This window comes from Roseivivax sp. CAU 1761 (assembly GCF_054482755.1).
This window is the reverse complement of the sequence record NZ_JBTLRM010000019.1, coordinates 37,264-55,410: the sequence shown is the minus strand read 5'-3', so window position 1 is coordinate 55,410 and position 18,147 is coordinate 37,264. Positions and strand designations below refer to the sequence as shown.

At 63.1% G+C, this 18,147-nt stretch carries 18 protein-coding genes and 1 pseudogene; 5 read left to right on the top strand and 14 right to left on the bottom strand.

All coding sequences use genetic code 11. The features are described from left to right. Positions 1-39 precede the first annotated feature (39 nt). Positions 40-975 carry a LysR family transcriptional regulator gene (locus tag ACXYMW_RS12710; RefSeq protein WP_459035701.1) on the top strand — a complete coding sequence of 312 codons (936 nt, stop codon included), beginning with the start codon at positions 40-42 and terminating at the stop codon, positions 973-975. A 326-nt stretch (positions 976-1,301) separates the two neighbouring features. Here ACXYMW_RS12710 and ACXYMW_RS12705 read toward each other — a convergent pair whose 3' ends face one another. The 4 genes from ACXYMW_RS12705 to ACXYMW_RS12690 all read right to left on the bottom strand — a co-directional run bounded on the left by ACXYMW_RS12705 (position 1,302) and on the right by ACXYMW_RS12690 (position 2,985). After that, positions 1,302-2,129, bottom strand: coding sequence for a TRAP transporter large permease subunit (locus ACXYMW_RS12705; RefSeq protein ID WP_459035700.1), 828 nt, complete (start codon positions 2,127-2,129; stop codon positions 1,302-1,304). Further along, positions 2,116-2,304, bottom strand: coding sequence for a TRAP transporter large permease subunit (locus ACXYMW_RS12700; RefSeq protein ID WP_459035699.1), 189 nt, complete (start codon positions 2,302-2,304; stop codon positions 2,116-2,118). The genes ACXYMW_RS12705 and ACXYMW_RS12700 overlap by 14 nt, the downstream gene beginning before the upstream one ends. Before the next feature lie 226 nt (positions 2,305-2,530). After that, positions 2,531-2,671 carry a hypothetical protein gene (locus ACXYMW_RS12695; RefSeq protein WP_459035698.1) on the bottom strand — a complete coding sequence of 47 codons (141 nt, stop codon included), beginning with the start codon at positions 2,669-2,671 and terminating at the stop codon, positions 2,531-2,533. Beyond that, complete coding sequence (locus ACXYMW_RS12690; protein WP_459035697.1) at positions 2,665-2,985, bottom strand: aminotransferase class I/II-fold pyridoxal phosphate-dependent enzyme; 321 nt, start codon at positions 2,983-2,985, stop codon at positions 2,665-2,667. Before ACXYMW_RS12690 ends, ACXYMW_RS12695 begins: the two co-directional genes overlap by 7 nt. Before the next feature lie 270 nt (positions 2,986-3,255). Here ACXYMW_RS12690 and ACXYMW_RS12685 point away from each other — a divergent pair, with 270 nt between their 5' ends. Continuing rightward, positions 3,256-4,155, top strand: a complete 900-nt coding sequence (locus ACXYMW_RS12685) for a fumarylacetoacetate hydrolase family protein (RefSeq protein ID WP_459035696.1) — start codon at positions 3,256-3,258, stop codon at positions 4,153-4,155. Positions 4,156-4,193: 38 nt separating this feature from the next. On the opposite strand, the gene ACXYMW_RS12680 is transcribed toward ACXYMW_RS12685, so the two are convergent. The 3 genes from ACXYMW_RS12680 to ACXYMW_RS12670 are packed head-to-tail and all read right to left on the bottom strand — an operon-like array spanning position 4,194 to position 6,273. Further along, entirely contained in the window at positions 4,194-4,886 is a 693-nt protein-coding gene (locus ACXYMW_RS12680) for a GntR family transcriptional regulator (RefSeq protein WP_459035695.1), read from the bottom strand. 56 nt (positions 4,887-4,942) lie between these two features. After that, positions 4,943-5,716: a glutathione S-transferase family protein gene (locus ACXYMW_RS12675; RefSeq protein WP_459035694.1), complete on the bottom strand. Its 774-nt coding sequence runs from the start codon at positions 5,714-5,716 to the stop codon at positions 4,943-4,945. Further along, positions 5,716-6,273, bottom strand: a complete 558-nt coding sequence (locus tag ACXYMW_RS12670; protein ID WP_459035693.1) for a cupin domain-containing protein — start codon at positions 6,271-6,273, stop codon at positions 5,716-5,718. The genes ACXYMW_RS12675 and ACXYMW_RS12670 overlap by 1 nt, the downstream gene beginning before the upstream one ends. A 169-nt stretch (positions 6,274-6,442) precedes the next feature. On the opposite strand from ACXYMW_RS12670, the gene ACXYMW_RS12665 reads away from it, so the two are divergent. The 3 genes from ACXYMW_RS12665 (at position 6,443) to ACXYMW_RS12655 (ending at position 10,156) form a co-directional block, all read left to right on the top strand. Next, a complete protein-coding gene (locus tag ACXYMW_RS12665) occupies positions 6,443-7,375 on the top strand; it encodes a TAXI family TRAP transporter solute-binding subunit (RefSeq protein WP_459035692.1) in 933 nt (310 codons plus the stop codon). 100 nt (positions 7,376-7,475) lie between these two features. Continuing rightward, positions 7,476-9,395 (top strand): TRAP transporter permease, encoded by a 1,920-nt coding sequence (locus ACXYMW_RS12660; protein ID WP_459035691.1) that lies wholly within the window; start codon positions 7,476-7,478, stop codon positions 9,393-9,395. Continuing rightward, positions 9,392-10,156, top strand: coding sequence for a sulfite exporter TauE/SafE family protein (locus ACXYMW_RS12655; protein ID WP_459035690.1), 765 nt, complete (start codon positions 9,392-9,394; stop codon positions 10,154-10,156). Before ACXYMW_RS12660 ends, ACXYMW_RS12655 begins: the two co-directional genes overlap by 4 nt. A gap of 155 nt (positions 10,157-10,311) precedes the next feature. Here the strand turns inward: ACXYMW_RS12655 and ACXYMW_RS12650 are convergent, their stop codons facing one another. The 7 genes and pseudogenes from ACXYMW_RS12650 to ACXYMW_RS12620 all read right to left on the bottom strand — a co-directional run. Beyond that, positions 10,312-10,977: a FadR/GntR family transcriptional regulator gene (locus ACXYMW_RS12650; RefSeq protein ID WP_459035689.1), complete on the bottom strand. Its 666-nt coding sequence runs from the start codon at positions 10,975-10,977 to the stop codon at positions 10,312-10,314. A gap of 173 nt (positions 10,978-11,150) precedes the next feature. Then, positions 11,151-12,677: a tripartite tricarboxylate transporter permease gene (locus tag ACXYMW_RS12645; RefSeq protein ID WP_459035688.1), complete on the bottom strand. Its 1,527-nt coding sequence runs from the start codon at positions 12,675-12,677 to the stop codon at positions 11,151-11,153. A 2-nt stretch (positions 12,678-12,679) separates the two neighbouring features. Beyond that, positions 12,680-13,129, bottom strand: a complete 450-nt coding sequence (locus tag ACXYMW_RS12640; RefSeq protein ID WP_459035687.1) for a tripartite tricarboxylate transporter TctB family protein — start codon at positions 13,127-13,129, stop codon at positions 12,680-12,682. A gap of 173 nt (positions 13,130-13,302) precedes the next feature. After that, positions 13,303-14,268 (bottom strand): Bug family tripartite tricarboxylate transporter substrate binding protein, encoded by a 966-nt coding sequence (locus tag ACXYMW_RS12635; protein WP_459035686.1) that lies wholly within the window; start codon positions 14,266-14,268, stop codon positions 13,303-13,305. Positions 14,269-14,816: 548 nt separating this feature from the next. Continuing rightward, positions 14,817-16,337 carry an aldehyde dehydrogenase (NADP(+)) gene (locus tag ACXYMW_RS12630; protein WP_459035685.1) on the bottom strand — a complete coding sequence of 507 codons (1,521 nt, stop codon included), beginning with the start codon at positions 16,335-16,337 and terminating at the stop codon, positions 14,817-14,819. 2 nt (positions 16,338-16,339) lie between these two features. Then, entirely contained in the window at positions 16,340-17,065 is a 726-nt protein-coding gene (locus ACXYMW_RS12625) for a ribonuclease activity regulator RraA (protein WP_459035684.1), read from the bottom strand. 667 nt (positions 17,066-17,732) lie between these two features. After that, positions 17,733-18,090 (bottom strand): annotated as a pseudogene (locus ACXYMW_RS12620) (IS3 family transposase); the annotation flags it as partial. Positions 18,091-18,147: the final 57 nt, after the last annotated feature.

Below are 18,147 nucleotides of genomic sequence, written 5' to 3'. Positions count from 1 at the left end.
TCCGTTGCCACAGTCCCGCGCCGCCATATCAAGACCTCCATGCCCAGCCATCCCACCTTCCACCAGCTGATCGCCTTCCGGACCGTGTTCGAACAGCGCAACATCACCAAGAGCGCAGAGGTCCTGAACTCCTCGCAACCTGCGCTCAGCCGCAGCATCAAGGAACTCGAGGACGCGATCGGGCGACCGCTCTTTACCCGCACGACCCGGTCGGTAAGCCCGACCGCTGCAGGTGAGGAACTTTATATCTGGGCCGTCCGACTGCTCGAAGACCGGGACCGCTCGATCATTGCCACGCGGGATGTCGCCGATGGTCGCACCGGAAAAATCAGTATCGGATATATCGATTTTGCGATCGTCGGGCGGCTGCCCGAGTTCATGCGGCGCTTCAGCGAGGCGCATCCCCATGTCCACCTGGATCTTCAAGGTCTGGTGACGCAGGAGCAGCTTCGACTGCTTAAGATCGGGGACATAGATATCGGCTTCGTCAGCGGAAAGCCCCAACACCCGGGAACCGTCCAACGCGAACTCTACAGCGAAGGGCTGGTTGCAGTGCTTCCAAGTCACCATCGCCTGGCATCGAGGCCGAGCCTTGTCCTGTCCGAACTGGAAAACGAGGCATTTGTAACCGGTGGTCACCAGTGGCGTTATTACACCGACCTCGTTATGGCGCTCTGCCGCGAAAGAGGCTTCCACCCACCCGTTTCACAAATTGCGCCTAATCGGGACGGAATTTTAAGCCTGATACTCGCTGGGGTCGGCATTACTGTATATCCGGAATGCATTCGAAATTCCCCGCGCCATGGGTTGAGTTTCGTCCCCATAGAGGATGTCGGCCGCCCGGTTGTGATTTCGGTTGTGTGGACTGAAGAAAACAAAAATCCCGCAATGCGCCGTCTTCTCTCCCAGATTCTTTCACCGGAGCAGAACTTGGGAACCGTTGTGACCCGCTCCACCAAAAAGTCCGCGAGTTGACGTCAGGGTCTGAACCCATGTGCCCCCTTTCAAACGACGCGGCGGTGTAATTCCCGCGTATGTGTCGGTCGGAGAAGTTGGGCAGCCTGCGGGACGAGGTCGCCGGGATTGTCCAGAACATCCTTCGCGAGACCGCCTTCCGAGACATCGCGCACTTCGTGCCGTGGTTCACCGAAGCCGAGTTCAGCACCCGGTTTTGAGAGGCGCCCCGCCCGCGCATCAGCCGTGCTTGGTTTCGCGGAGAGTGCCCGCGCGGCCGGAACCGATCCCTACGCTAGCCGCTGGTCACCGCAGGGTCAGGCTCTCACCGGATCGCCGGCCTTCACCTAGTTCTGGATCATCAAGTCCGGCAGCAGGCTAGTCAGGCTCGGCGCCAGGATAAGCAGACCGAACAGCGCCGTCTGCATCAGCATGATCGGCAGAACGGCCCGATAGATGTCCTGGATATGAAGTTCAGGCTGCACGCCCTGTAGCACGAAGAGCAAGAAGCCGAATGGCGGTGTGATGGTCGCCAACTCAATCTGGATCAAGAGCAGGACCGAAAACCAGATCGGGTCGATCCCGAGCAGTTTGATGATCGGGTAAAACACCGGAATCGTGATCATCATGATCGAAACGCCGCCGATATTGCAGCCGAGAAACATCACGATGCCCATGGCGATGACCACGAAGAGCAGCGGCGTCAACTCGATCATCAGCACGGCATCGAGCAGGCCGCGGATCACCTGGGAGCCGGCGAGCAGCTGGCTGAACGCGGAAGACCCGACAATGATCAACAGGATCATCGATGTCGTTGTAACGGTGCTCATTGCGGCGTCGCGGAGCAGCGGCAGGGTGAGCCGGCCGTAAAGGCCCACCGTCACAGCTGCACCGGCGACTCCGCGAGCGGCAGCTTCTGTCGGGGTCGCGATGCCGAGGAAGATGGAGCCGGTGACGATTACCATCAGCAGCAGCAGCGGGATCAACCTCAGGGTGCCGAGCAGGCGCTGTGACAGCGGTAGGCTCTCGCCCTCGTAGGCCGGCGCGAGGGCCGGGCGGGTCAGGGCGCGGAGGTAGAAATAGAGCGCGTAAATTGCAGCCAGGCAGGCCGGGCAGGATGATGGCGAGCAGGAACTTCGAGATCGACACCATTGCGAGCGATCACAAGAGCACACCCAATGCGCTCGGCGGGATCAGGATGGCGAGCCCAGAGGAGCCGAGGATCGGGCCGGCAATCATGCTAGAATGGTAGCCCATGCGGCGCATTTCCGGGGCGATGGTCAACCCCAGCAATGCGACCGAGGCCATGCTGGCGCCGCTGACCGCGCCGAACACGGTCCCGCCGCCCACGGCAACGACGCGTGATCGAGCAGCTTTGAACGATTGCGCTGATGGCGAGCCTGTCAGTTGGCGGTTCGCTCCCGCCAAACCGGATCGTGTCGCTTCAGGCTCAGGTCCGGGCCTTCTCGAAGGCCGAGGACAGGCCCACCCACATAGCCTCGGTCAGGCTCGCCTCGCGCCCCTGCAGGCCGGCGCCAGGTATGCCGAAGCATCCGAGATGCGCGCGAACTGCATGTCAGGGCTTCAGGATCACGCGATCGGGGGTCGAGCGCAGCACCGACCGGTAGGCTTTCGCCGCGTCGCCCAACCCGTAAACCGTCTTGGGATTGATCGGAAAGGGCTTCAGCAGCCCGTGTTCGAACTTCGGCTTCAGCACGTCGAAGATCCGCGCACCATGCACGCTGTCGAGAACCAGAGTGTCGAAGCGGTCCACAGGCCGTCCAGCATCGCCTCGAAGGTGATCTCGCGCCTTATCGGATCGTAATAGGGCAGCTGCGCGAACCGGGCGCCGGCGGCGGTCAGGATCGGGACGTAATTGCCGTAGGTCGGGGTCTGCAGCCAGACCGTGGGGCGGCCGGGCATCTGGGCCAGAAGTTCGGCCATGACGCGCAGCGCCACCGCCCCGCCCGACGTCTGCGCCGCAACCCGGGCCGCGCCGTAGGCGGGGCCCAGGATCTCGTGCCCCAGCACGGCGCAGCGCCTGGTCCCCTGACCGCCTCAGGCAAGCCCATCGTCGATGTCAACACTGCCAAATGAACGAAGGCCCCGCCAACCGAATACTTCCAGCGATGCTTGGCCGGGCGGGCGGTTGGCTCAACTTCGGCATCGATTTTGCCCATCGTTGATGCCGCGATGCCGGCACCGCCGGCCCGGTGGCAGTGCGACTTACATAAAAATCGATTTTAATTGCAATAGATGTGGATAATCGCTAACTTTGACTGAGTAGCAAGGAGATCGGATATGAAACTACTGGTGGGCGCCCATGCAGGCCGCCGCTCGGTCTTTCTCGTGCGGGGGGATGCCGCGCATGACCTCACCGTCCGGTTCGGCGATGTCGGGGAAGACCTTTCCGGACTCATCGCCCGGCCGGATCTGATGGCGGAGATCGCCGGAGCCGAAGATGCGGGCCCGTTGGTGCCGCTCGACAAGATCACGCCGGAACTGCCGCTCGCACGACCCCCCAGCATCATTTGCCTCGGGCTGAATTACATCGAGCACATCAAGGAAGGTGGCTACGAGATCCCCGACTATCCGGCTCTTTTCATGCGCGGCCCGAACTCCATCATGGCCGCCGGCGCACCGATGGTACGCCCGGCCTGTTCGACACGCCTGGACTACGAGGCCGAGCTGATGGTGATCGTCGGCCGCGGCGGCCGCCACATCACCGAAGCCAACGCGCTGAAACATGTGTTCGGCTATACCGTGTTCAATGACGGTTCGGTGCGCGACTACCAACGCAAGACCCACCAATGGACGCCGGGCAAGAACTTCGACAACACCGGCGCCATTGGTCCGGTGGTCGTGACGCCGGACGAACTGCCCGAGGGTGCAGCTGGCCTGCGGATCGAGAGCCGTGTCGGCAGCGAGATCCTGCAAAGCTCTAACACCGCGAACATGATCTGGTCGGTGAGCCGAGCCATTGCGATCATTACAGAATACACGACGCTAGAGCCGGGCGATATGATCGCCATGGGCACGCCGCCGGGGGTGGGCCATGCCAAGAGCCCTCCGCGCTGGCTCACGCCCGGCGAGACTGTGGAAGTCGAGATCGAAGGCATCGGCATCTGCCGCAGCCCTATCGTGGATGAAGACCGTCCCGCCACACCGGCGCAAATGTCATCCGCTCCGGTCGGCGCCTGAGCGTTGCGGGCTGAGGGCGCGCCCGGACGGGGGCGCCCTCAGCCGATTACAGCGTTCGGCCGGTCCTCAAGCAGCTCGGCCAGGAAGGCGCCGGTTTGGCGGTAATGCGCCAATAGCCGCGCCGAGGCGAGGTCTGCATCTCGCGCGATTGTCGCCTCAAGAATATACTCGTGCTCCTCCGCGACGTTGCGCTTGACGTAGTTCAGCGACTTTCCCGCGATGTATCGATAGCGAATATTGAGGTCGTAGAGCTGAGAGCAGAGTTTCAAGAGGATCGGCGAGGCGCAGCGCGCCAAAAGCGCCATGTGGAACTCCTTATGAGCCTCCTCAAAGGCCTCCGCCTCGCCGCCGGCGCGGCGCACCATCCGGTGATGCACCAGCACGAGAGCTTCTTCATGCGCCTCATCCATCTGCGCGATGCTTTGACGCAACGCCATATCCTCAAGGGTACACCGTAGACGCAGGATCTCATGGAAGTTTGCGGGCCCTACCGTGGCGACGCGAAAGCCGCGCTGATCGATGCGTTCGACAAGGTTGTCGGAGGTCAGAAGGCTCAGCGCCTCCCGGATCGGCGAGGCGCCCAGGCCCAGCCGTTCGCGCAGCCCGTCGATCTTGAGCTTCTCCCCGGGGGCGATCCGCCCGAGCACGATCAGCCGGCGCAACTCCAGGTAGGCGCGCTGCGTGGCGGACCCGTCGGGGGTTCCGTTTGGTGGATAGGATTCCAGGACCATTCCGGCAGGATTATCGATTTTCCTGCCGGAATCAACCGCCGGTTTCTGGGTCCGGCTCATACCGGCTCGGTCGCGTCGTCGGCCAGCAGCGCCCGTAGCTTGTGGGTTTCGGACAATCGCGTGCCGGGATACATCGCCTTGGCGTAACCCGGTCGTGCCTTAAGACGTTCGAACCAGTCAGCGACCAGCGGGTAATCCTCTTCCCAGATCCACGCCATGCCAAGATCATGAGTCCGGTCGATGAGCGGCGCGGCAACCGCATCGGCCAGCGTGAAGCGCTCCCCCGCGAGCCATGGTCCGGCCTCCAGAGCGCGCTGCATCCGCTGGCTGGTGAGCGTCAACTGGTCGATAGATTCCTGCACCGCAGCCTTGTCGAAACCGCGCTCTGACATCTTGAGGTAAAAATGCTTGCGCAGCGGACGCGGTCCGGCCTGCTGTTCGGCAAACTCCTCGTTCGTCAGCCCGTCGAAACGGTCGAGGAAGGCGCGGTTGAACGATGGCACGCGCACGGCGTAGGTAGGCACTTCCTCGAGAAACCGCATCCAGGCACGCATCCGCGCGCGCGATGCCGCATCGGGCCCCGAAAGCGCCGGCTCCGGGCAGACCTCTTCAAGGTATTCGCAGATGACGCTAGAATCGATGATCGGCTGGCCGTCGTGCACCAGCGTCGGCACAACCCCGTTCGGGTTGAGCTTCAGATACTCGGGGTTGAGTTGGCCCTTGTTGGCCAGATCCACGAGGCGGCTATCGAATTCGATCTCCTTTTCGGCTAACACTATGCGGACTTTCTGGCTGCAGGTCGAATGGTGCGCATGATAGAGCGTGAACATTATCCCTGCCCTCCCGGAAGCCTTCCGGTGCCATCGATCAGCACGAAGGCTATCGTGCACGGCTGATCATAGCAGTTCGACCAGGCGTGGTTCGTCCCGCGCTGGATCACCACATCCCCGGCCGACAGCTCCACATCGTCCTTTTCATCGTCCATCAGCATTTTGATGCGTCCCGAGACGACCACCGCGTAGTCGACGGAGTCGGTGCGGTGCATGAAGGGATGGCGGTCGTTGTCTTGGATATTCGCCGCGGCGCCCATTTCGGCAAAGGCCGCACGGCCGTCGAGAGTTTTCAAAACCTCGGGATCCTCGGGCTCGAAGGTCACGTAGCGAAAGACCGAACCGCCCTTCGGCGGGTGCAGGACGAGCGGTCCATCGACGGTTTCCTCGGGGCCGTCGAAGGGCGCCGGGGTTTCATGCGTCTGCCAGAAGTTGGTCAGCGTCACGCCGGGGCGGTTGGGTCGCTGCAATATGCAGGTCGCAGGCGCGTCGGAGACGACGACGGCGCGGCCGGCGGCGTCGTGGCCGGTGACGACGCGCCGAATGCTGGTGGTCATGGTGAGATCTCCCGTCAAGGTTTCTCGGGCCAGTGTATCCGACATCGTCCGGATCGCAATAAAAATCGATAATTATTCCTCCGGCTACAAAAATCGATAAAAATGTTGACTTAGGCTTCGATATCGAGAAGATCGAGGCAGGGGAGACAGTCTTTTATTGGGAGGAGCCATGAAAATCATACGACGCCTTGCCACCGGCGCCGCGCTTTGCGCGGCCGTCGCAGGCCCCGCCGCCTCCGTCGCAGCTGAAGAGTTGCGCATCGGCACTGCCAGCCTCGGGGGCGCATTCTACCCCGTGGGTCAGGCGATATCGAACCTCGTCAACAAACACGCCGACGGGCTGACCATGGTGCCCGTTGTGACGCAGGGCGGCACCGAGAACCCGCGCCTCGTCGGCAGCGGCGAGGTCGACGTGGCCATCGGCAATGCTAACACCTCGTTCTACGCGCTCAAGGGACAGCCGCCCTATGACACGGCGATTGACCTGCGCGCGCTCGGAACCCTGCACTCCAGCATTCTGCACATCGCGACTCTGGCCGGCTCGGACATCGAGAGCGTCGAGGACCTCAAGGGCAAGCGCGTCGCGGTCGGCCCCGCAGGTGGCGGCACCATCAACCTGCTGCGAAACGTGCTCGAGGCGCATGACATGGAGTTTTCGGACATCGCGCCGAGCTTCCTGTCCTATTCCGACGGCTTCAGCCAGCTCGCCGACGGATCCGTAGATGCCAGCATCGCCCTGGCGGGCTATCCCACCGCGGCGGTAATTCAGACCAGCACCACCAACGAGCTGGCCTTCGTGCCCATCACGGACGAGGCGATGGAGCGGATCATCGAGGCGCATCCCTATTATTCGCCGGTCGAGGTGCCCGCCGACACCTACGCCGCGCCGATCGAAGGCCGGGCACTTGGAACCCGTAACATCCTGATCGTCCATGCCGACATGGACGAGGACCGCGCCCACGCGATTACCGCGGCGGTCTACGGCAATCTCGAGGAATTCGCCGCCGAGAACGCCAACGCCAAACAGATCGTGGCCGACAATGCCTTCGACATTGCCGTGCCGCTGCACCCCGGCGCGCAACGGTTCCACGAGAGCCGCTGACGCCACCGTCGGCGGCCGGCCCTCCCCCGGCCGCCCGACACTTGCATCCGCGCGGCGCGGCCCCGGCCGGCGCCGCCCTGGCCAAAGGGGCAGCACCGCCATGGCTTCCGCTCACCTTTCCCTCGCCTTCGTCATCCGCTGGCTGGCCATCCTTCTGGGGATCTGGCATCTGGCGCTGGTGTCGGGGTGGGTTTCTCTCTCGACGCTCGAAGTTCGCATCGCCCATCTCTCGGTGATGCTGGTGCTGGTCTTCCTGTCGCTCGCCCGATCCCGCGCGGAAAGCGGCGAGGGCCAGGGCCGGATCGGTCACGCCATCGACCTCGGGCTCGCCCTGGCGGCCGCCGCGACCGGATATTATCTTTACGACCGCTGGATGGACATCGCGTTGTCGGGCGGCCTGACGACGCACACCGACGCGCTGGTCGGCATGGCGGTGATCGCTCTGGTGATGATCGCGGCGCTGCGTAAGATCGGCTGGTTCCTGGCGCTGATCGTCTCGGCCTTTCTGGTCTATCCGCTGGTCAGCCCGTGGCTTCCCGGTGTCTTCGCCGCCCGCGGCTACCCGGTAGAGCGTCTGGCGGGATTTCTCACCACCTCGTCCGAGGGCGTCTACGGCATCCCGCTGGGGGTCTCGGCGACCTACATCATCATGTTCTCGATTTTCGGGGCCTTCCTGTCGACATTCGGCGCGGGCGAATTCTTTTTCCAGATTTCGCGCCGCATTACCGGCGGCGCGCGCGCCGCGGGCGCCAAAACCGCGGTGATCTTCAGCACCCTTCTCGGCATGGTCTCCGGCTCCGCGGCCGGCAATGTGGCGGTCACCGGCACGATGACGATCCCGATGATGAAGCGCGAGGGCTACGAGCCGCACCAGGCCGGGGCTATCGAAGCGGTGGTCTCGACCGGCGGGCAGATCATGCCGCCGGTGATGGGCGCCGCGGCCTTCATTATGGCCGAGATCATCGGCGTCCCCTATGCTTCCATTATGGCGGCGGCGCTGATTCCGGCGCTGCTTTTCTTCGCCTCGATCTTCTTCGTGGTCCACCTCCAGGCTGTGCGGCTTGGCATCGGTGCGGGCGATGCGGGCGATAGCGACGCGGAAGGTGCGCAGGCAAGCCTTGCCGCCGTCTTGTTGCCGGGATTGCGCTTCGTGGTGCCCTTCGTGCTGCTCGTAGCGATGATGGTGCAGGGCTATTCGCCCTTCCGCGCCTCGTTCGTTGCGCTCGGCACGCTGCTGTTGGGCTGCGCGTTCTACGAATTACGCGACCTCGCGAGCGCCCGCCGCTTTGGCGCACGCATTCTCGAGGCTCTTGAGGCCGGCACTATGTCGGTGATGTCCATTGCGGTAGCTTGCGCAGCCGCAGGCATCATTGCCGGAGTACTGGCAATGACCGGGCTGGGATCCAAGATTTCGGGCCTGATCGTGGCTGCCTCGGGCGGTCTGCCGGTGGCGGCGCTGCTCCTGACCATGCTGACCTCAATCGTGCTCGGCATGGGTCTGCCGACGACCGCGGCCTACTTGATCCTGGCAACGGTGGTCGCCCCAGCGCTGGTCGAGATGGGTGTTCCGGTCATGACCGCGCATTTGTTCGTCTTCTTCTACGGCTGCATATCCACCATCACGCCGCCGGTGGCACTGGCCTCCTACGTGGCAGCCGGCATCGCCGGGGCCGAGATCAATCGCACCAGCTGGACCGCCTTCGCCTATGGCATTACCAGCTTCGTGCTGCCCTATATGTTCTTTTTCGGCCCCGGTCTGCTTATGGACGGCAGCTGGCACGAAGTGGCTCTGGCGGCGGCGTCGGGGCTGGCAGCGGTTTTCTGTTTCGCAATCGCCGTGACAGGTTACTACGTACGGCCCCTGAACGCCGCACTGCGGGCGGTTTTCGCGGCGACCGGGGGGCTGCTGATGTACCAGTCGCTGCCCACCGACATCATCGGCATCGCGATCCTTGCCGGGGCAGGACTTTTGCTGCGCGGGCGCGGCCCGCGAGCGGCGCTGAACGGCCGGTCGGGGTGACGCTGGTGCCCCTCGACTCGCCGGAGGGTCTGGCGGCGGTTTTCGCCGCGCTCTTCCTCGGCGGCCTCGTGAAAGGGGCAACCGGCGCAGGGCTGCCGGTCGTCGCCATCCCGGTGATCAGTGCAGTCTACGACGTTCGGGTGGCGGTGGCGCTGATGGTGACCCCCAATATCGTTACCAATGTCTGGCAGATTTGGCGGCACCGCGCCGAGGCCGTCGCGGGCGGATTCGGCTGGCGCTTCGCCGCTTGGGGAGCGCTCGGCGCGGCGGTGGGCACGGTACTGTTGGTTCGGTTGCCGCTTTCGGCTGTGCAACTCGCGATGGCGGCGCTCATTTTGTGCTACATCGCGCTACGGATAGCGCGGCCGGACGCTGCGATCACGGCGGGACAGGCTGATCGCCTCGTCGGCTGGGCCGGCTGCACCGGCGGGGTGCTTCAAGGCGCGATGGGCATTTCCTCGCCGGTCTCGGTGACGTTCCTCAGCGCCATGCGGCTGTCGCGCGGCGCATTTATTCACTCCATTTCGTGTTACTTTGCGATAATGAGTTTGGCACAGGCGGCGGTCCAACTGCCGCTGGGTCTGCTGACGCCGCCGCTTGCGCTTCTAGGTCTCGCCACGCTCGTGCCGATGCTGCTGGCGCTGCAGCTGGGCGACCGGATCGGTCGACGGGTCGGCGCGCAGGTCTTCGACCGCACGATCCTCGTGCTCCTGGCCCTGCTGTCGATCCGGCTGATCTGGGCGGAGGTCGCCGGCCATTGAAGCGGCCGACCGGATCGTTCGACCGTCGAACGGACCTCCCGCAGGTCTGAAAATGCGCTCGCCTCGAGAGTTCATCCAAGCTCAAACCGCAATCGTTCGGGTTTCCGGTGGAACGGCGGTACATTCATCGGCGAACTAATAAGCGCGGAGGGACATCAATCTTCCTGCGTGCCTACGAACATCCGATCCTTCGCGGCCGTGATATGGTGGCGCATCGTTGCTTGTGCCACCTCAGGCTGTTTCAGCCGTATCGCGTCGAGTACCGCTCGGTGTTCGGCCAGCACCAGTTCCTGCCGCCCGGGGGTGTCGAGCAGGGTCAGCGAGCGCGACAGCTTGACGCCGAAGGCAATTTGCTCGTGAAGCGATTCCAGCACTGAGGAAAAGAACGGGTTCTTCGAGGCCCGTGCCACAGCCAGATGAAGCCGCTGGTCGGCATCAACGCCAAGCGCGTTCTGCTGGTAGGTCTGCTCCATCAACTGATAGGCGGCGTACATGGCCGCCAGGTCTTCGTCATCGCGCCGCCGCGCGGCCCAAGCCGCTGCCGCCCCCTCGACATCGATGCGAAACTCGTAGCAGCGCTGAACGTCCGAGATGGAATCTAGCGGCACGAAGCTGACCAGCTGACGGTCAGGACTCCTCAGAACATAGCTCCCGGAGCCACGCCGCGATTGCACGATGCCATCGTCGCGCAATCGAGACAGCGCCGCGCGCACGATCGGACGTGATACGGCGAAGCTCTTGGCCAGCGCCTCTTCGGTCGGCAACCTGCTATGGACAGGGTACTCCTCCTCGAGGATCTTGCGCAGTAGCTGGTCGTACACTTGATCCGCCAGCGAAGGGCGCCTCGTATCTGACAACGTGATCTCCTTGTCTTTGCCGGAAACGTGTGCAGTGCCTGATTATACCGCGCAATCCAACGATGCAGCCACCGCCATCAGCGAGCTCACAAAGCGCGCGACCGCCCGCGGGAATGGGGCGGCCCCGAAGCGCTTGATTATTTCGTCTGGGCGACCTCAGGAGTCCCGGCCGGCTTTCGGATCACCAGGAAGTAGACAAAAACCAACGTCAGCACGACAAAGAAAAGGCTGTCGGGATTGGTCACGAAGGTCGTCGGATCGCCGTTCGACAGCGCCAGCGAGCGCCGCAGGAACTCTTCGAGGTTGGGTCCGAGGATGTAGCCCAGCAGCATGGTGATCACCGGAAACCCGTTGCGCCGCAGATAGAACGCCAGGACCCCCATGCCGAGGGCCATGAACATCTGGAAGGTCGAGTAGGTGGACACAAAGCTGCCGACGACGGCCAGCAGGGCGATGACGGCATAGAGCACGTCCTTCCGGATCAGGACGATGCGGATGAAGTACGGTCCGATCAGGTAAAGCGTCAGCGGGATGAGCACCACGGCGCTGAACAGCAGGGCTGCGAGCATCGGCGCGATCAGCCCGGCCTGGTCAGCCATCAGCTGCGGGCCCGGCTGTATGCCATTGATGACGAGAACACCCAGCATGATTGCGGTGATCGGATCGCCGGGGATGCCGAAGGTCAGCATCGGCACCATGGCTCCGCCGCAAACCGCGTTGTTGGCGCTTTCCGATGCGACGATGCCTCGCGGATTGCCTTTGCCGAAGGTCTCGGGCTCGTCCGACGTGCGGACGGCTTCGGTATAGGCTAGGAACGCCCCCATTGATCCCCCTGCCCCCGGCAGCGTGCCGACGGAATAGCCGATCAAGCAGGACTTGAGGTAGCATCCGAGGCCGATCTCTCGGATCTGCGAGAGCGGCGGCACGAAATCCTTGCGCCGGATTTTGGTCTTGCTCGCAGAGGCGGTGGCGGCGCTGATGTCGCTGGACGAGCTGGCCTGCGTCAGGATTTCGGCGATGGCGAAGGTCCCGATGATAACGGGCATCAAGGCAATTCCGGCGGTCAGGTTGCTGTAGCCAAAGGTAAAACGTGTGATCGGCTCCATCGCATCCAGTCCGACGGTGGCCAACATCAGTCCGATACAGGCCGCCAGCCCGGCCTGCGGGATACGCCCTCGCTGAGCGATCACCACCACGATGATCGCGAAGGCCAGCAGAGAAAACTTGCCTGTCGTCTTCACCAATAGCGCAAGCTGAGCGACGAAGGGGGCAAGCGCGATCAACAGCAGCGCACCGACGGCACCGCCGAACATCGAGGCGAGGGCAGCGTGGCCCAGTGCCAGCGCGCCCTTGCCCTGCTGCTGCAAGGGATAGCCGTCCAGTGCGGTCATCATCGATGAGGGCGCGCCAGGGATGTTGATCGTCGTCGCGGTGATCGACCCGCCGCACATCCCCGCCATGTAGATACTGGCGCAGGCCATCAGTGCTGTTTCGACGCTTAGCGTGTAGGTGACCGGCAAGAGCAGGGCCATCGCCAGCGTCGCGGTCAGGCCCGGGATGGCGGCGAAGATCGTGCCGATCACGAAGCCCAGGATCACGTAGGTCAGGTTGAGCGGGTCCAGCAGCAGGCTGAAGCTGCCGAAGACTTGCAGAATGAAATCCATGATCAACCCCAAATCGTCGGCAGACGGACGCCGAACAAATGCTGGAACATCAGGTAGGTCAGCCCGACGATTGCCGCCGCGATGAAAGCCTTTTGCACGAGCTTTTCGAAGGCCGAGAACAGCAGGATCAGCGCGAAGACGAACATCCAAGACGAAAGGAAGAACCCTGCGGTCCTGAACGCCGTGATGTAGGCGAAAATCGCGGCGATGACCCACAGGTGGGTATAGGTGCCGTGGCCATCTGCGCGTTGCTCGGCAGGAGCCTCGCGCAGTTTCCGCACGATCAGGATGCTGGCGAAGACGATGGCTGTGGCACCCACGACGATGGGAAAGAAAGAAGGCGTCAGGCCACTGGAGGAAAACGGCTCCCCCAGGCTCATGGCGGAGATGAGGTATCCGACCGACATGGCTAGAGTGACATAGAGAAATAACAGATGCCGGTTCATGAGCATCGACGCCTCCCGCGATGTTGAGGTGGGGGTTGGCGCGAAAGGCTGGCCCGTGTGATCAATGCGCTCGTCCCGACCGGTCAGAGTTTCATTGCAGCGGCCGCCTGTACGCGACGGAACCCGCGCGGGGTCCCGGAAACATGCCTCCGGTCCGAAACCGGAGGCATGCTTTGGATTCACAGGTCCAGATCGTCCATCAACTTGAACGTCCGGGTCTGCAGACCGTCGATCCATTCTTCGACCCCGTCCGAGCCCAGCCAGTCGGCGGTCACGCCGACCTGAGCCAGCCAGCTCTGGAATTCGTCGGTGTCATAGGCCGCCTTGAACGAGGTCTCGAGCGTCTCGACGACCTCGTCCGGAGTGTTCGCCGGGGCTGCCAGGATCAGAAAGCTGCCGGTTTGCAGATCGTGGCCCTTGGACTTGATCGTCGGAACGTCGGTGTAGGTTTCGTTCTGCACCGACGACAGCTCGATCACGCCCTTGGCATCGCCGGATTCGATGATGCCGCTGAAATCTCCGAGGCTTGAGATCGCCGCGTCCAGCTCGCCCGACAGCAGCGCCTCGGCCTCGGCGCTCGACGAGCCGGCATAGGTGATGACGTTGAAATCGACGTCCAGCAGCTCTTCGAGCTGCATGGCCGACAGGTAGGGGCCCGAGCCCTTGGGGGCCACGCCAAGCCGCACTTCGCCCGGGTTCTCCTTGGCCCGCGCGACAAGCTCCTCGAAGGTCTCGATACCCGTGTGCTTGGAGACGACGATGGCGTCGGCTTCGGTGGTGATGCGGGCGATCAGTTTCATGTTGTCCAGCGCGTAGCCGGGCACCATCTGCCCCCGCGGGAGGGTGATGACGCTGTCGTAGGTCAACACGCCAATGGTGTGCCCGTCGGGACGCGCATTCGTCATTTGGATCAGGCCGGTCGCAGTAACGGCGCCGGCAATGTTTTCGACGTAGATCGACTGCGGCAGCTCTTGCTCCGCGATGTTACTGATCTTGCGCGAAATCGCATCTGCACCGCCGCCTGCAGGCCATGGTACGATCAGCCGAATATCCCGGGTTGGGAAGTCGGCGGCAGCCGCCGAAGCGGCCACCACGCAGGCCCCCAAAGCCAGCGCGATCTTGCTTTTCACGTTTCCTGAAAACATGGTTTCTGTTCCTCCTAAAGATATCGCTTCCCAGACCCGCCTGGAGAAGCTGGTTGACCTGCGGCACAGGCCGTCGGTTGCGCGCCGTCGCGTAATTGGCTTTCGGGCAGCGCGGCCGATGGGCTCCCCACGGCTCGCGCAGCGGTCAGAGCGGAAATTTGGGATCCGCAATGGCCGGCATTCCGCGCGCCCTAACCCTTCGGGCTCGGTTTTTGCGGTGCGGCAGAACCGCGACACGAAGAACGCCTGGTAACCTCTCCCTCATTACCGGTTGGCGACACCTGAGCCTCGCCCCATGCAGTGGGCCCTCCAGACGTCTCCAAGGACCATAGAGGCGTCCTTATTACAAATCAATACATATTTTTACTAATTGTGCCTCATTTTGCTCAGGAAAAATGTCAGAGGGTCGCAAAAACGGGCGGGACTTGCAACGGGCGTGGCCGAAGCCCAAACAAAATGTAAATATATGTTATATCAGGGGGCACCCACCAGCTGGAACCGCGCTGCCAATCGAAGGGCGCGGACCCCGCTGGCGGGTGCCGGCATCGTCACACGTCGACGAGATCAGACGGAAGAAGCGCCTCGGGAATGTTCTGGTAGCAGACTGGGCGCAGGAATCGGCGGATCGACAACGTGCCGACCGAGGTGGCGCCAAAGTTGGTGCTGGCCGGGTACGGACCGCCATGCACCATGGCGTCACAGACTTCCACGCCGGTCGGGAAACCGTTCGCCAGCACACGTCCCGCCATGCGTTCGAGCGTTGGCAGCAGATCGCGTCCAAGACCGATATCACCATCATCCATCTGGATCGTCGCGGTCAGCTGCCCCCTGAAACTTGATGCAACTTCAAGCATCTGCGCCTTATCCTTGACGCGAACTATCAACCCTAGCGGGCCGAAAACCTCTTCGGACAGCTCCTCATTGGACAGCCAGAGTTCGGCCGACACCTCGAAGAGATAAGGCGCGGCTGTACGGCCGTCGCAAGAGGTGGTCAGCAGTGATTTCACGCCCACCCCTTCGGACACCCGGCGGGCGCCGTTTCGATAGGCTTCCGCTATGCCTTCGGTCAGCATGGCCTGCCCCGCCACGCTCGTCAGTTCTTGCGTTGCAGCCGCGACAAAGGCATCGGCCCCGGGGCCGTCGATCACGACGGCGACCCCCGGGTTAGTGCAGAACTGACCGACCCCCATGGTCAGGCTGCCTGCCCAGCCAATACCTAGCTCCGAACCCCGTGCGTTGGCGGCCTCGGGCAGGACGAACATTGGGTTAACGCTACCCAGTTCGCCGTAGAACGGGATCGGCTCGGGGCGAGCGGCGCACAGATTGTAGAGTGCGCGTCCGCCGCCGATGCTGCCGGTGAATCCGACGGCCTTGATGCGCGGATCTGTCACGAGCGCCGCGCCCACAGCACGGTTTCCGCCCTGGACAAGGCTGAAGATGCCGGCATCCATGCCCAGCTTGTCCAGCGCCGAGACGATTGCGTCAGCCACGACCTCGCTCGTGCCCGGATGGGCTTCGTGCCCCTTGACGACGACCGGGCAGCCCGCGGCCAGCGCCGCTGCGGTATCGCCACCGGCAACCGAAAAGGCGAGCGGGAAGTTTGAGGCCCCAAAGACGGCCACCGGCCCCACCGGGCGCTGCATCATCCGCAGATCCGGCCGGGGCAGTGGCTGGCGGTCGGGCAACGGTCCGTCGTGGCGACGATCGAGGTAATTTCCATCGCGGATATGTGCCGAGAAAAGGCGAAGCTGCCCGGTGGTGCGTCCGCGCTCGCCCACCAGGCGAGCCGCGGGCAATCCAGTTTCCGCGACGCCAACCTCGGTGATCTGATCGCCGGAGGCGTCGATCTCATCAGCGATGGTCTCGAGCAGTCTCGCCCGTTCTTCTCTCGTGGCCGAGGCGAAACCGGGGAAGGCCGCATCGGCGGCGGCACAGGCCTCGGCCACCAGTTCGGGCGAGCCCATCGCGTATTCAAAAGCCTCGCCGCTAGCCAAAGCGGAAGGAAATGTGGTTTCCGCGCCGACGCGCTGCCCTGCGATCCAATGCTCTCCGTGTGGATTGAACGTCATGCTTACCGTCCCTTCATTCCGCGCCACTCGTTGTACTTCATGAGATTTTCCTCATCGGTTCCGGGATAAAGCCCGATAATCCCCGCGCCTTCGTTGACACGCTCGAGCACGAAGTCCTCGTAGGCTTCCATCTCCGTGCATTCCGCCGCGATCTCCTCGGCCAGATGCGCCGGAATCACCATCACACCGTCGCTGTCGCCCAGCATCACGTCGCCGGGGAAAACCGGCGCGTCGCCGCAAGAGATCGGCACGTTGATCTCGATCGCCTCGTGCAGTGTCAGGTTGGTGGGCGCCGAAGGGCGCGCGAAATAGGCCGGCATGTCGAGCGCGCCGATACCTGCGGCATCGCGAACCCCCCCATCCGAGACCACGCCCGCGACGCCCCGGTTCTGAAGCCGGGTGACCAGGATCGAGCCGGCGGTCGCGGCGCGGCAATCCTTGCGCGCGTCCATCACCAGCACCTGGCCCTTGGGGCAAGTCTCGACAGCAATGCGCTGCTTGTGGTCGCGATCGCGGAATACGGTAATCGGGTTGCGATCCTCGCGTGCCGGGATGTAGCGCAGGGTAAAGGCCTGACCGACCATCGTCACCGGCTTGCGCTCGACCTGCGTAACGCCCTGCACGAACTGGTTGCGCAAGCCCCGCTTGTAGAGCGCCGTGGCCACCGAGGCCGTGGAAACCTGGCGCAACTTTTCGCGCGTTTCGTCCGACAGGATGTATTCGCTCATTGTCTCTTCCTATGGTGTGCGGCTGCCAGCCTTGGGTGAAGCGGGCTCGGTCTCGCCCTCGATCCGTCCCGGCGGCATCGCGCCGATGCGAAAACTTGCGCGAGGCACATGACGTCCCCTTGGCGCTGGATTGATCCCTACGGGCATGCGCCAGATGTGTCAATATTTGTAATAAAAATTCACGGTCAAGGGGCGCAGGTAAGCGGGTATGTCCGACAAATTTTTACTTATCAGTGGTCCTGCGCATGCGGGCTTACCTTGTAAGACGCACGGCCAGGCTCCTGCCCTTCTCCGCAGCGTGCTGCCCACGTCGACATTTCGTACATTCTCAAAAAATGGAAACGAACAACATCATCCAACTCACAGCCCATGGACGCCCTAGGAGGCTTGCAATCCTTCGCCTCAAGAAGCGGCGCAGTCCGGCCTCGCTGACTGCCCGAGAGATCGCCTTGGCCTCGACTACGCCCGGAGCGCCCGGAACTTTCCCTGCCCCGGCCCTTAACTCTGCTCGAGGGAGCCGCAGCGATGTCTGACCGAAAGTTCGATGTCTTCATCTGCACTTGCAACTCGGCCCGGTCGATCTTCGCTGAAACCTTGCTGCGCAAATAACCGGGCGATCGGTTCGAGGTGTTCTCCGCCGGGACGCGACTGAATAGCCCCGCGTTTCTTAGACGCCCTCGTGCCTCAGTTTCTGCTGCCGCTCGAACTCGAGGGGCGACAGCATTCCGTTCCGCGCGTGCTTGCGCTTCGGGTTGTAGATCATCTCGATGTAGTCGAGCGCGTCTCGCCTCGCTTCCTCTCGAGTGCGGTAGGTGCGCCGCCTGATCCACTCACGCTTGAGCAGGTTAAAGAAGCTCTCGGCGACGGCATTGTCGTGGCGGCTGCCTCGACGGCGCATGGAATGCTCGAGGTCGTGAGCTTTCAGGAAAGCGGCCCATGCTGGTGAACTGGCTGCCCTGATCGGAATGGATAAACTTCTCAGACTTCGGCTTTCTCCGCCTTGTGGCCCTGAGCAGAGCCTGGAGCTGTCGGGCGCCATGGAAAACTACCCCCCTGACGACATGAGGAACTGACCCCCTTTG

Bases quoted from the DNA above. Each gene is read 5' to 3' on its own strand.
- ACXYMW_RS12660 (WP_459035691.1), top strand. From the start codon at position 7,476: ATGGCTTCCGCTCACCTTTCCCTCGCCTTCGTCATCCGCTGGCTGGCC.
- ACXYMW_RS12670 (WP_459035693.1), bottom strand. From the start codon at position 6,273: ATGACCACCAGCATTCGGCGCGTCGTCACCGGCCACGACGCCGCCGGC.
- ACXYMW_RS12710 (WP_459035701.1), top strand. From the start codon at position 40: ATGCCCAGCCATCCCACCTTCCACCAGCTGATCGCCTTCCGGACCGTG.
- ACXYMW_RS12675 (WP_459035694.1), bottom strand. From the start codon at position 5,716: ATGTTCACGCTCTATCATGCGCACCATTCGACCTGCAGCCAGAAAGTC.
- ACXYMW_RS12630 (WP_459035685.1), bottom strand. From the start codon at position 16,337: ATGACGTTCAATCCACACGGAGAGCATTGGATCGCAGGGCAGCGCGTC.
- ACXYMW_RS12635 (WP_459035686.1), bottom strand. From the start codon at position 14,268: ATGTTTTCAGGAAACGTGAAAAGCAAGATCGCGCTGGCTTTGGGGGCC.
- ACXYMW_RS12625 (WP_459035684.1), bottom strand. From the start codon at position 17,065: ATGAGCGAATACATCCTGTCGGACGAAACGCGCGAAAAGTTGCGCCAG.
- ACXYMW_RS12665 (WP_459035692.1), top strand. From the start codon at position 6,443: ATGAAAATCATACGACGCCTTGCCACCGGCGCCGCGCTTTGCGCGGCC.
- ACXYMW_RS12680 (WP_459035695.1), bottom strand. From the start codon at position 4,886: ATGGTCCTGGAATCCTATCCACCAAACGGAACCCCCGACGGGTCCGCC.
- ACXYMW_RS12645 (WP_459035688.1), bottom strand. From the start codon at position 12,677: ATGGATTTCATTCTGCAAGTCTTCGGCAGCTTCAGCCTGCTGCTGGAC.
- ACXYMW_RS12685 (WP_459035696.1), top strand. From the start codon at position 3,256: ATGAAACTACTGGTGGGCGCCCATGCAGGCCGCCGCTCGGTCTTTCTC.
- ACXYMW_RS12640 (WP_459035687.1), bottom strand. From the start codon at position 13,129: ATGCTCATGAACCGGCATCTGTTATTTCTCTATGTCACTCTAGCCATG.